Genomic DNA, 12,094 nt, shown 5'->3' on the forward strand with positions numbered 1-12,094 from the left:
CTTTGACAAAACAGAATGTCTGTATAAAAAACATAAAGTATGTCTGCTATCAGAGGCCAACTTCTGAAGCATATAAAAACTGACAGGGGGAAAAACGATGAAAAAATGGTTTGCTCTCGCTCTTGCGGCAATGATGATGCTCGCAACACTGACTGGATGCGGCGGTACCGAAAGCGGAGGCACCCAGCAGACCCAGGAAACAGACCAGGGTCAAAGCTCCTCTGAGACCGACACCGTAGTTTACCCGGAGATTCCTGCGAAGACCGGCAGTCTGACCATTGGTATTTCGACAAACGCGCTCTCCAATATCCACAACCGGCATATGTTTGAGGGACTGAGAGAAGAGGCGGAGGGGCGCGGCCATACTGTCGTCACGGCAAACGCCAATGGTGACCCCACGCAACAGGCCAACGACATTGAAAATCTGGTGCAGGCCGGATGCGATGTCATCGTCGTTCAGAACGCGGACAACTTCTCTCTGAAGAATGCGGTTCAGGAGGCCAGAATGGCAGGCATCCGCGTGATCTGCGAAGACACCGGCTGGATTGACGGCATCGACGCCATGTTCCTGCTGAACAGCATTGCTGTCCAGGCAGACATTAACATGATCCTGGCGGCTGAGGTGGGCTTTAGCGGCAAGATCATCACAACGGGGCATCAGGACAACTTTGCTTTGAGGGCTGGCTCCTACATCCATGACGCATTTGTAGAAGAATATGGATTTGATGTTGTAGCTCATGTACAGACAACCTTCCCTGGTACGACCGAAGTGACTTATAACGGCGTAGACTCTGCGCTGACAGCCAACCCCGATGTGGTTGCGATCTTCACATCTCAGGATCTGGAGGCCATGGGTGCGATCCAGGCTTTGAAGGAGCACGATCTCTATCCTCAGGTAAAGTGCATAGGCGTTGACGGCGAGGTAGACATCCTCAATGATATCAAGGCCGACGGCTCCTGCATTGCCACGGTGGTGTCCGATCTGGACAGCGCCAATGTCAATGTCGTAGATGCCTGTGAGGCGTTGATGGCCGGCGAGGATGTGGCGAAGTACCACGAAATCCCGTACGCCGTCGTCACAAAAGAAAATGTGGATGAGTTCCTGGAGAAGGCCACTGCCGAGGCTGAGAAGTACGCGGAATAAGGCTGATATAGAGAACATTGGGCCGCCCTGCGCTCCGGAATGGGGCGGCCCGATGCCATCTATGAAATATTTTTAGAAAATGAAGGGGAACTGACCAATGAGCGTGTATGAGAATTTGAAAGAACATGGGATCGAGCTGCCCAAGCAGCTGGCTGCGGCCGGACTCTATAAGCCTGTGAATCAGGCCGGGAATCTGGTGTTCATCTCCGGCCAGGGCAGCATGGTGGATGATACGAAGATCACCGGCCGTGTGGGCGCTGACCTGAGCGTGGAAGAGGGCGCCGCAGCTGCGCGGATCTGCGCGATCAACACACTGGCCGCGCTGGAGGCCTATCTGGGGGATCTGAACAGGGTGAAGCGGTGCGTGAAAATCCTGGGTTTCGTGGCCAGCACAGATGATTTCCATGAGCAGGCGCAGGTCATCAACAGCGCGTCTCAGGTCTTTATAGACGCCTTTGGAGAAGAGGGGCGGCACGCCAGATCCGCCATCGGCTCCAACGCCCTGCCGCTGGGCTTGGCCGTGGAAGTGGAATCCATCTTTGAGATCGAGGAGGCCTAAACAATGCTGGGAAGGGATGTTAGCCCTGTAGAGATCGCGGACATTTTCGCGGCAGAACAGAGACTCCGGAAAGCCTTTCCGCCCTCTCCGCTGCTGAACATGGAATTCCTGAACCAGCAGCTGGGTGCGCAAGTCTGGTTGAAAGCGGAGAACCTTCTGCCGTCGGGGGCCTATAAATACCGCGGCGCCATGAACAAGATCACTTCTCTGATCGAGCGGTACGGCAAGGAGCTTCGGATCGTCACAGCTTCCTCCGGAAATCATGGCATGGCTTGCGCACTGGCCGCCCGGAATCTGGGGGTCCAAGCAAATGTCGTGGTTCCCGTGTCCACGCCCCAGGTCAAAAAGGACAGCATCCGCGCACTGGGGGCCAATTTGGTGGAAGTCGGCGCGACATATGACGAGTCCTTCGTCTCTGCCTGTGAGCTGGCAGAAAAAGAGCATCTGTACTATGTGCACCCCACCTCTGACCGGTATACTGTGGGCGGCCAGGGGACCATTTCCCTGGAGATTCTGGACCAGTGCCCCCAAGTAGAGCAGATCGTGGTGCCCATCGGGGGCGGCGGCCTCATCACGGGGATCGCTCTGACCATGAAGACGCTGAAGCCCTCCGTCAAGATCTATGGTGTGATGCCGGTAGGGTCGGCTGTCTATGTGGAATCCCGTCGGCAGGGCCAGCTGGTAACGCTGGATCACTGTTCCTCTATGGCGGATGCAGTTGTACGGAAAACCGGAGAGGAATACCTGTATCCTTACATTGAAAAATATGTGGATGACATCTTTACAGTCACGGAGGACAGCATCCGGCAGGCGGTCAGAACAGCGTGCTTGTATGGAAAGCTGACGCTGGAGGGCTCCGGTGCCCTGGCCTTGGCGGCGTTGCTGGAGAAAAAGTGTCCGCTCAGTCCCGGAACGGTTCTGATCTGCTCCGGTGGAAATATCGACAAAGCTGTTTTGGACCTGTGTATGCAGGCTTGAGAGGAAATGATGGCTATGATGACCGTGAATGGCCAGCGGCTCCAAGCACATCTTGAGGCCCTGGCGGATATTGCCCGAACCCCGGACGGGATTTGCCGACTCTCCTATTCTGACAGCTTTTGGAAGTCCAACGCCTATGTGGCGCAGCTGATGCGGGAGGCTGGCATGAGCGTCACCACCAATCCAGTTGGAAATGTGGTGGGCACTTATCCTGGCAGGTCTCCGAGAAAGATTACCATAGGCTCTCACATCGATTCTGTAGTAAATGGCGGGATCTTTGACGGCTGCCTGGGCGTTCTCGCGGGGATCGAAGCGGTCCACACCTTATCTGAAAACGGGATCGTCCCCGAACACAGCATCGACGTGGTGTCCTTTGCCGAGGAGGAGGGCATTGTGATCACCGGACTGATCGGCAGCCGTGCTTACTGTGGGTTGCCGCCCACAGAGCCGGTGCTAGAGAAGATGGGGGAGTTCGGATTTACCCTTCAGGACCTGGCGGAGGCGAAATACACGGGAGACATCGATTACTCCCTTGAGCTGCATATTGAGCAGGGCGGTGTGCTGGAGTCCCAGAAGAAGGATATCGGCGTGGTCCGCTCGATCATTGCCCTCCGGCGCTATATCGTGGAGTTTGCGGGCGTGGCCAATCACGCCGGCACGACGCCCATGACGCTGCGGAATGACGCGTTGGTCAAGGCGGCCAGGTTCATCATGCGGGTCCGCCAGGTGGTCATGGAGACCGACCCCCACATGGTGGGTACGGTAGGGCATCTGGAGGTGCAGCCCAACGCCATGAACGTGGTTCCGGGCCGTGTGGCTTTGACGCTGGAGCTACGGGGACTGCGGGAGGATCTGCTGGAGTCCGTTTATCAGATGCTGATGGAGGAGTTCCGGAAGGACATCGTCTCCTGCCGGCTGACGATGGAACAGCCCTGCTTCCATATGTCGGAAACCGTGCAGCAGAGCGTCCGGAACGCGGCCCAGAAGCTGGGACTTGCGGCGATGACTATGGACAGCGGAGCCGGTCACGACAGCATGAGCCTCTCGCAGGTGACGAGGATCGGCATGATTTTTGTCCCAAGCGTCAAGGGAATCAGCCACAGCAAAGAGGAGTTCACGACGTGGGACGATGTGACCAATGGAGCAAATGTCCTCTTGCACGCCCTGTGTGACATCGATCGCCTTGAAACACCCGGGAGGTGAATTTTTTGAGCGAGAAAAACGACTATATCATTGAGATGCACGGCATCCAGAAGAGCTTTGGCGGCGTCAAGGCGCTGCGTAACATTGATCTGCAGGTGAAGCGCGGAAGCTGCCATGCCCTTCTGGGCGAGAACGGCGCTGGCAAATCGACCTTGATGAAGGTCCTGACCGGTATCATTGCAAAAGACAGCGGAAAGATCCTGCTCAATGGGGAGGAGGTCCAGATCCAGAGCCTCCGCCATGCAGAGGAGCTGGGCATCGCCATCGTTCCGCAGGAGCTGTCCTTTATCAGCTATTTTACGGTGGCGGAAAACATCTTCTATGGCGAAGAGCCTACACGTCCTCTGCCTCTGCTGATCGACTGGAAAAAGCTGTATACCGCCTGTGATGAGAAGCTCAAAGAGCTGAAAATCGATCTGCCCAGCAAAATGCAGGCCGGAAAGCTGAATGTCTCCGATCAACAGATGATGGTCATCGCTCGCGTACTGGCAAAGAATGCCAACATCATTATCATGGATGAACCGACGGCGCGACTTGGTCATGGAGAAGTGACGAAGCTGCTGAAATATATTCAATATCTGAAAACCTGCGGGAAGACCATTATTTACATCTCCCATCGTCTGGAGGAAATTTTCGAGATCTGCGATACCATCACAGTCCTGCGCGACGGCGAGACGATCCAGACCGCTCCCACCTCCCAGATGGACAGCGACAAGCTGATCAACCTGATGGTCAACCGGCAGATCAAAGTCAACACCACCCGGACCCGGAAGAGCAGCATCGGCGAGACCGTCCTCTCTGTAAAGGGACTTTCGAAAAAGGGTGTGCTGCGGGACGTCTCGTTTGAAGTCCACAAGGGTGAGATTTTGGGGATGTTCGGCCTAGTGGGCGCCGGTCGGACAGAAGCGGTCCGCGCCATGCTGGGGGTTGACCGGTATGACACGGCGGAAATCCGGTTGGACAGTAAGCCCGTCGTATTCAAAAACATCGGACAGGCCCTAGCCGCTGGCGTCGCGCTTGTGCCGGAGGAGCGGCGGAAGCAGGGGATCCTTCCCAACACGCCGATTTACAAGAATGTGTCCATCTGCAATCTGAAGGCGCTGTCGCGTCTGGGCCTGATCGACAAGAAGAAGGAACTGGAATACGCCAAGCACTGCACGGAGATACTGGGCGTCGCCTGCTCCTCCGTATTCCAGAATGTGGGAAATCTCAGTGGCGGTAATCAGCAGAAGGTAGTCATTTCCAAGTATATTGACCGCAATATCCGCGTGCTGATCCTCGACGAACCCACCCGCGGCATTGATGTCGGTGCGAAAGATCAGATTTATGAAATCATTGAGGGCCTGGCACAGCAGGGAATGGCAGTGATCGTGATCTCTTCTGAGATACCGGAGCTGCAGCTGATGTGCGACCGCATCTGCGTCATGAGCCAGGGGAAAGTGACGACCGTGATCGATCGTTCTGAATTTGCGGATTCCGATAATATTCTGCGGAATGCAATCGGAATATGAGGATAGGGAGGAGTTCATTGATGAACGCCAAATTAAATGTTTCCAGAATTGCCCGGAATTACGGGACGCTTTTCGCTTATATCATCATGCTGCTGGTGTTCTCGATCCTGGCGCCGAGTGCTTTCCCGACACTTTCCAACGTGATCAGCATCCTGCGGCAGATCGCCATGCTGGCCACCATCAGCCTGGGCCTGACCTTCGTCCTGATCACCAAGCGCTCGGATCTGTCCATCGGCTACAGCACCAGCTTCCTCGGGATCGTAGTGGCTGCGCTCCTGGTCAGGGCTGGAATGAACATATGGCTTGCTGCATTGATCACGGTCCTTCTCGGCGCACTGATTGGACTGATCAACGGCGTTGTGATCGCCTATCTAGGAGTTCCGGACTTTATTGCATCTTTGGGAGTCGGTTACGTGGTGGCTGGCATCAATCAGGCCTATACCAAAGGCCACCCCATCTCCAATCTCCCGGCGGACTTTGAGATCTTTGGCGCTCAGCGACTGGGCGGTGTGATCCCGAACGCGGTTATCATCATGCTGATTGTACTGGTCGTGTCTAGCATTATCCTCAACCAGACAAAGTTGGGACGATACATATATGGCGTGGGTGATAACGAAGAGGCATCTCTGATGTCCGGCGTCAATACGCGCTCCACCATTGTGTGGGCCTATGTTTTCTGCGGCATTGCCTGCGGCGTCACGGCCGTGATGCTGACTTCCAGACTGGGCTCTGCGCATCCTCAGGCTGCGGAGGATTACTTGCTGGATGCTATTGCGGCCGTATGGCTGGGCGGCACCGCTTTCAAAGACGGTGAGCCGAATCTGGCTGGTACACTGCTGGGCGCTCTGATTATCGGAACAATGGCCAACGGCCTCACGATCCTCAATGTCTCCTATTACTATCAGGATATTGCGACTGGCCTGATTATTCTCGCCGCCGTTATTATCACCTCGGTTCAGAAGAGCCACAAGAATTAACGAAGGATTGGAGAATACTTGTATGAGAACACTGGTAAAAAACGGGACCATTGTCACAGCAGAGAGTGAGTACAAAGCAGATATTCTCATTGTCGATGAAAAGATCACGTCAATCGGCACCAATCTAGAAGGCCCCTTTGATAGAATCCTGGATGCAGAGGGCAAATATGTGCTCCCCGGCGGTGTGGACAACCACGCCCACTTTGAGGCGCTCAATACGGACGGCATCACCACAAACGAGCCCTATGCGACTACCTGGGTCGCCCTGCAGGGAGGAACGACTACCATTGTGGACTTCTGCACCAATGAACCCGGCATGAACCTGGTGGATTCCGTCAACTACCGCCTGAATGTCCGCGCCAAAGGCAAGGTGGCTCCCGACATCGCCATTCACGCCTGCTGCAACGATTTCACGGATGAGACCGTCGGTGAGATCAAAAAGCTGGTGGAGATGGGTGTTCCCACCATGAAACTGTTCCTGGCCTATAAGGGCACCTCCCTCTACATGGATGACAGCAAGCTGCTGGCCTGCCTGGAGGAGGCTGGCAAGCAGGGCATGACGATGATGGTCCATGCGGAGAATCCGGACGTTCTGGATAAGTGCCGCAATGACGCGGCCGCTACCGGACACTATGAGCCAAAATACCACTACATGACCCGCCCCCCCTACGGCGAGGCGGAAGCCGTCTCCCGTGCCATCCGGTTTGCGGATGCCATGCACTGTCCCATGTGCATTGTCCATGTCAGCTGCATCGAGGCTGGCGAGGAGATCCGCAAGGCTCGTGCGGAGGGCAAGGCGGTGATCGGCGAGACCTGTCCCCACTATCTGGTGCTGGACAAGCACAAGATGGACCATCCGGACTGGCACATCGCCGCCCGGTGGATCTGCTCTCCGGCCCTGCGGGACAAGGAGGACCAGGATTACCTATGGAAGGCGCTGAATAAGGATTGGCTGTCCATCTGCGGCTCTGACAATTCCGGCATCCCCCAGGCACAGAAGAACTGGGGCTGGGACGAGGAGCATCAGCGCTGCGACTTCCGGATGGTCCCTAACGGTTGCCCCGGCGCCGGCGACCGCATGAATGCCCTGTGGACCTATGGCGTTGCCGCCGGCCGCATGACACGGCAGAAGTTTGTGGATGTGTGCTGCACCACGCCGGCCAAGCTGAACGGCATCTATCCCCGCAAGGGGACCATCCAGGTGGGCGCTGACGCGGACCTGGTGCTGTTCGACCCGGACTACAAGGGGACGATCACGCTGGAGACCAACCCCACTGGCGTGGAGTACAACGTGTTCGAGGGCCTGGAGCAAATCGGCCGCGCTGATACGGTGTTGCTGCGCGGCAGCGTCGTGGTGGAAAACGGCAGGTATCTGGGTGAAGTTACAGAAGTTGTGGCTGACGGCATTACCTATCAGGGATGCACCAGCGCCAACGGCAAGTTTATTCCCGGCAAACCCTATGGTTTGGGATATGACCTCTTGAAAAGATCATAAGAAGAGGATTGCAATCGGGATGAACTCCTTGAACTTTCACGGATGTATAAGAGACGATGTTGATCAATTTCCTATCAATGCTGTAACAGGGCGCCGAGTACATACTCGGCGCCTTCTGTCATCATCCAGTTTGCATATGCGAACTACCTTTATTACATAGGGAACGTTGTAAGTGTAAAACGATTATAAGAATATGAGGCTATCCCGCCGAAAGGCCGATCTTAACTTATATCGTCTGTATCTCAGAAAATATTTCCTGTTGGCTTGACAAAGAGGGCGTGCCGATTTTGAAGAAATTGACGAAACCATTATCTGCTTAGTACGATGACTGGAATGTTAATATCATCAATCTGCTGGAGACCTACGACCGTCTGATTGCGTTTGGTCAAAAGAACCTCAGCACCCCCTTTGTGCAGGAGGGCATCCAGAGCATCAGCGCCAGAAATCGCATCCTGCGTGAGCTCTGCTCCCAAAACCCGCCCATCTCCAAAGTGTTCCGGGAGATTGGGCTGGCGGACGAACAGGGATCCGGGATGGGGAATACTTATAAATACACAAAGCTCTACTCCGGCGGGAGCCCGGAATTTATTGAGGGTGACGTGTTCCACACAGTCATGCCGCTTGCTCCAATTACGGCTGAAATGGTCGGACCGCAGGACGTCACCCATGTGACCCTACATGATACCCTGCTTGAGCGTATCCTTGTTTTTTGAACGGAACTGCGCTCTAAAGCGAGGATTATGCAACACTGTGGTTTTCAGGATTTCAAACATTTCACGCAGAAGTATCTTAAACTTTTGCTGAACCTTGGGATGCTGAAGATGACCCTTCCCGATAAACCTCAGAGCCACAGCCAGAAATATATGACGGTGCAAGGGGCTGTACCTAAAAATTGAACACAATTTGGAATAAAGAATTGAAGGCATGATCTTGGGTAATAAAAAACTATATTGTGGCGAAAAGCTTTGATAAGTTAGGCTGCCTTGCATACCTCTGTAAGACGTCTAATGAGGCTTGGTACCTTTCAGGTATACTAGAGGTTCTGCAGGCTGTCGGCGTCCAGATCGTGATCCTGGATGGTCCTGAGATTTATTCGGAGTGTGTCCCTACACGTATGTGGAGGACATGGAGAATATCATTGATCGGGGGGGACAGTTGGAGAGGGGTTTATAATGCAGAAGATTACCCGGAGATACTGAGGAAGAATTCCATGCCGCTTACGATAAAGAGGTCCAGAATGAGCCCGTCGGGAAGATTAGGCCTTGTTTGAAAAATAAAAGTTACACAAGAAACCAAGTTATGCGAAGCTATGAGCATGAAACGATATGAATTAACAAAAGAACAATGGGAACGGATCAAGTCGCTGCTGCCACCAGAAGAAATGGGAAAGCGGGGGCGCCCCCGGAAGGATAACCCGATTATGCTCAACGGAATGCTCTGGATCGTCCGGAGCGGTGCGCAGTGGCGTGAACTGCCGGAGACTTATGGCCCTTGGCAGTCTATATACGCCCAATTCGCTAAATGGGGGGATGACGGCACTCTGGAAGTGGTATTCCACACACTGTCTACGGACGCGGATATGGAGAACCTGAACATGGACTCCACCTGCGTAAGGGTGCATGAAAGCGCAAATGGCGAGGAAAAAACGGCAGATAAGGCGGTTGGCCGTACCAAAAGCGGATGGAACACAAGACTCCACGCTGTTGTAGACGGTCTGGGAAACCCGCTGGAGTTCCGGATCTCCGCTGGAAATGGCCACGATTCGGTTCACGCTGTTGAACTGCCGCAAAAGGTCAGAATCGGCAGGAGTGCCGTGCCGCCAGACCGGGCCTATGGTGCCCGGACGATTCGGGAATATATCTCAGCGCACAGGGCCAGCTATGTGATCCCGCCGCAAAGCAATGTTTCCGATCCCTGGCCGGTTGACTGGCATCTGTATAAAGAGCGCCATCTGGTGAAGTGTTTTTCCCAGAAAATCAAGTGGTTTCGCAGAATCGCCACCCGATATGACAAGCCGGATGCTTCCCTCTTGGCCTTTGTGTATTTTGCCGCCATCGCTATTTTGTTACTTTAGCACAATCTCCGCCTTTTTTCGAATAAGCCCTAGTAAGCGACCCCATCCTTTTTACGGATAGCCGGTTGGGAAATGGAGAAGCAAGGATACTGCCGATATCCGGTGATTTGCGTGTGAGGGAAGAATATCCGGGCAGAAAGCCGTTGCCGGGTGAAAGCGCCTAACCTGTTGGGCACACACTGCTGTTACCGTCATCCTCACAACCGTTTCTGAAAATTGCCCGCCACGGAAACATCCTCATCCATGATAATAAAGGAATTGGGATCTTCTTCCCGCAGGATTTTCCGCAGGTGGAGCGCCTCCTTCTTAGAAACTACTGTCAGCAGCAAGTCGGACGGCTCGTTGCTGTAAGCTCCGACGCCAGTCCACTTCGTCACGCCGCGGCCGGCATATCGGAACACCAACTGCTCCATGGCCTCAGATTTGGTGATGATCAGCATGGTGACCATTACATTCTGCAGGTGCATCCGGTCCAGAGTCAGGTAGGTGGTGCAGCCGAAGATGATGCTGTAAACCACCACGTCCTGTTCAAACAGGAGGAGGCCGATCCCGTATACGAACACATTCAGGATCATGGCGATTCGCCCCACACTGAAATCCGGCTTTTTCTGGACGCACAACAACCCGAGGATCTCCTCACCGCCGCCGGAGCATCCCGCTGTCAGCGTCATGCCCGCCCCGACGCCGCATACCAGCCCGCCAATAACGCAGGCCGCGATTGTCTCGTCAAACAATCCTTCCGCCGGGATCGGGATTAGGGCCAAAAAGGCACTGTAACAGACGATGCAAAGGGCGGTCTTTGCAAAGAAAAAGTGCCCGAACCGGAACCAGGAAATCAGCAGTAGGGGAATATTCAGCAGAAAATAAAGAATGCCCGCCAAGTCGCCGATCTGCTGGATGGCAGGGAAGAAATGCAGCAGCAGCATTCGCAGCAGCTGTGCGATTCCCAGGAATCCCCCGCTGTACATATCATGCGGCAGAATAATCCAGTTCATGGAGGCGGAAAACAGCAGGGAACCCAGGATGATTTGAGCGGCTTCCTGCACCGGATGTCCCTTGTACAGCTCCAGTGCCGTGGGGCTGTCATGCGTTTGCTCCATTTCTCATCTCTCCTTTTCGCTCTGTGGAGAAGCCCTGGCACAATCTGTGCCAGGGCTTCTCCACAACTTGATCTTACTCAGTCACCAGGCCGTGTTCCACCAGGAACTGGTGGGCCACCTCCTGGGCGCTCATGCCGTCCACGTCCACTTGGGCGTTCATGGCAGCCATGGTCGCCTCGTCGATGGCACCGTCCAGTCTGGACAGCACCTCGGCCAGTTCGGGGTCGGACTCCAGGAGCTCGGCATCCACAAAGTTCACAGCGTAGTAAGGCGGGAAGAAGCTCAGATCGTCCTCCAGCATAGTGAGGCCCAGCTTGGACAGCAGAGCATCCGTGGCAAAGGCGTCCACCACGTCCACCTCGTCGTTCTCAATGGCGGTATAGCGCAGGCTGGCGTCCAGGCCCTTCACGTCCTGGAAAGCGGTGCCGTACTTGCTCTCCAGCAGGGGCAGGCAGTCCTCGCGGTCCATAAACTCCACCGTGCAGCCGAGACGCAGCTCCGGGGACTTTTCAATCAGGTCAGACAGAGAGGTCAGGCCATATTTCTCCGCAGTCTCGGGCTTGACGCTCATCACATAGGTGTTGTTATAGCCCAGGGGGTTGGAGGTCTGGATCCCGTGATCCTCCAGCATCAGATCGTGAACGGTCTGCCACACCCGGTCCTTATCGGTGTCCATAGGCTGGGCCAGCAGGTTCAGCAGCGCCGTTCCGGTATACTCCACAAACATATCGATGCTGCCCTGCTCCAGGGCGTCAAAGCACATGGCCGCGCCGGATAGGCCGAAGCGCTGTTCCACCTCATAATCGGTGTTTGCCTCGATCAGCTCCGTGTAGATCTCGCCCAGAATGTTGACCTCGGTGAAGTTGGAGGTGCCCACTACGATGGTTTTCTGATCGCCGCTGCCAGCTTCGGACCCGCTGCCGCCCGCATCAGAGGGGGTCCCGCCGCAGGCGGCCAGAGAGAGGGCCATGGCGGCGGCCATCGCCATACAGGTGAATCGTTTCAAGTGTTTCATACAAATAGACTCCTTTTCAGAATAGGGTGTTGATATGG

At 55.0% G+C, this 12,094-nt stretch carries 13 protein-coding genes; 10 read left to right on the plus strand and 3 right to left on the minus strand.

Annotation, left to right across the window (positions count from 1 at the left end; translation table 11 throughout):
* Positions 1–97: 97 nt before the first annotated feature.
* The 7 genes from DN611_RS04600 (at position 98) to hydA (ending at position 7,867) form a co-directional block, all read left to right on the plus strand.
* On the plus strand, positions 98–1,144 hold the full coding sequence (locus DN611_RS04600; RefSeq protein WP_025543719.1) for a sugar ABC transporter substrate-binding protein: 1,047 nt from the start codon (positions 98–100) through the stop codon (positions 1,142–1,144).
* A gap of 97 nt (positions 1,145–1,241) precedes the next feature.
* Entirely contained in the window at positions 1,242–1,703 is a 462-nt protein-coding gene (locus tag DN611_RS04605; RefSeq protein ID WP_025543718.1) for a RidA family protein, read from the plus strand.
* A 3-nt stretch (positions 1,704–1,706) separates the two neighbouring features.
* Positions 1,707–2,681, plus strand: a complete 975-nt coding sequence (locus DN611_RS04610) for a threonine ammonia-lyase (RefSeq protein ID WP_119310760.1) — start codon at positions 1,707–1,709, stop codon at positions 2,679–2,681.
* 15 nt (positions 2,682–2,696) lie between these two features.
* Complete coding sequence (locus DN611_RS04615; protein ID WP_160117406.1) at positions 2,697–3,884, plus strand: Zn-dependent hydrolase; 1,188 nt, start codon at positions 2,697–2,699, stop codon at positions 3,882–3,884.
* A 5-nt stretch (positions 3,885–3,889) separates the two neighbouring features.
* Positions 3,890–5,395 carry a sugar ABC transporter ATP-binding protein gene (locus DN611_RS04620; RefSeq protein WP_025543714.1) on the plus strand — a complete coding sequence of 502 codons (1,506 nt, stop codon included), beginning with the start codon at positions 3,890–3,892 and terminating at the stop codon, positions 5,393–5,395.
* 20 nt (positions 5,396–5,415) lie between these two features.
* Positions 5,416–6,372 carry an ABC transporter permease gene (locus DN611_RS04625; RefSeq protein WP_025543713.1) on the plus strand — a complete coding sequence of 319 codons (957 nt, stop codon included), beginning with the start codon at positions 5,416–5,418 and terminating at the stop codon, positions 6,370–6,372.
* A 22-nt stretch (positions 6,373–6,394) separates the two neighbouring features.
* Complete coding sequence (gene hydA / locus DN611_RS04630) at positions 6,395–7,867, plus strand: dihydropyrimidinase (protein WP_119310762.1); 1,473 nt, start codon at positions 6,395–6,397, stop codon at positions 7,865–7,867.
* A 308-nt stretch (positions 7,868–8,175) separates the two neighbouring features.
* Here the strand turns inward: hydA and DN611_RS16640 are convergent, their stop codons facing one another.
* Entirely contained in the window at positions 8,176–8,475 is a 300-nt protein-coding gene (locus DN611_RS16640; RefSeq protein ID WP_160117407.1) for a hypothetical protein, read from the minus strand.
* A gap of 129 nt (positions 8,476–8,604) precedes the next feature.
* On the opposite strand from DN611_RS16640, the gene DN611_RS17245 reads away from it, so the two are divergent.
* Genes DN611_RS17245 through DN611_RS04645 form a run of 3 tightly spaced genes read left to right on the plus strand, consistent with a single transcriptional unit; the run spans position 8,605 to position 9,941 of the window.
* A complete protein-coding gene (locus tag DN611_RS17245) occupies positions 8,605–8,763 on the plus strand; it encodes a Fic family protein (protein WP_353734004.1) in 159 nt (52 codons plus the stop codon).
* Positions 8,764–8,819: 56 nt separating this feature from the next.
* Positions 8,820–9,137 (plus strand): DUF6718 family protein, encoded by a 318-nt coding sequence (locus tag DN611_RS17250; protein WP_442950790.1) that lies wholly within the window; start codon positions 8,820–8,822, stop codon positions 9,135–9,137.
* Between the two features lie 45 nt (positions 9,138–9,182).
* On the plus strand, positions 9,183–9,941 hold the full coding sequence (locus DN611_RS04645) for an IS5 family transposase (protein ID WP_158629822.1): 759 nt from the start codon (positions 9,183–9,185) through the stop codon (positions 9,939–9,941).
* A 197-nt stretch (positions 9,942–10,138) separates the two neighbouring features.
* Here the strand turns inward: DN611_RS04645 and DN611_RS04650 are convergent, their stop codons facing one another.
* Both DN611_RS04650 and DN611_RS04655 read right to left on the minus strand, forming a co-directional pair.
* On the minus strand, positions 10,139–11,041 hold the full coding sequence (locus DN611_RS04650) for a YitT family protein (protein WP_021750414.1): 903 nt from the start codon (positions 11,039–11,041) through the stop codon (positions 10,139–10,141).
* Between the two features lie 73 nt (positions 11,042–11,114).
* Complete coding sequence (locus DN611_RS04655; protein WP_025543710.1) at positions 11,115–12,056, minus strand: glycine betaine ABC transporter substrate-binding protein; 942 nt, start codon at positions 12,054–12,056, stop codon at positions 11,115–11,117.
* Positions 12,057–12,094: the final 38 nt, after the last annotated feature.

The organism is Oscillibacter sp. PEA192, from assembly GCF_003574015.1.
GTDB classification, from domain to species: Bacteria; Bacillota; Clostridia; order Oscillospirales; family Oscillospiraceae; genus Oscillibacter; species Oscillibacter welbionis.

Excerpts from the sequence above, each read along its gene's own strand:
- DN611_RS04605 (WP_025543718.1), top strand. The coding sequence starts at position 1,242 with ATGAGCGTGTATGAGAATTTGAAAGAACATGGGATCGAGCTGCCCAAG.
- DN611_RS04600 (WP_025543719.1), top strand. The coding sequence starts at position 98 with ATGAAAAAATGGTTTGCTCTCGCTCTTGCGGCAATGATGATGCTCGCA.
- hydA (WP_119310762.1), top strand. The coding sequence starts at position 6,395 with ATGAGAACACTGGTAAAAAACGGGACCATTGTCACAGCAGAGAGTGAG.
- DN611_RS04655 (WP_025543710.1), bottom strand. The coding sequence starts at position 12,056 with ATGAAACACTTGAAACGATTCACCTGTATGGCGATGGCCGCCGCCATG.
- DN611_RS04645 (WP_158629822.1), top strand. The coding sequence starts at position 9,183 with ATGAAACGATATGAATTAACAAAAGAACAATGGGAACGGATCAAGTCG.
- DN611_RS04610 (WP_119310760.1), top strand. The coding sequence starts at position 1,707 with ATGCTGGGAAGGGATGTTAGCCCTGTAGAGATCGCGGACATTTTCGCG.
- DN611_RS04625 (WP_025543713.1), top strand. The coding sequence starts at position 5,416 with ATGAACGCCAAATTAAATGTTTCCAGAATTGCCCGGAATTACGGGACG.
- DN611_RS04650 (WP_021750414.1), bottom strand. The coding sequence starts at position 11,041 with ATGGAGCAAACGCATGACAGCCCCACGGCACTGGAGCTGTACAAGGGA.
- DN611_RS04615 (WP_160117406.1), top strand. The coding sequence starts at position 2,697 with ATGATGACCGTGAATGGCCAGCGGCTCCAAGCACATCTTGAGGCCCTG.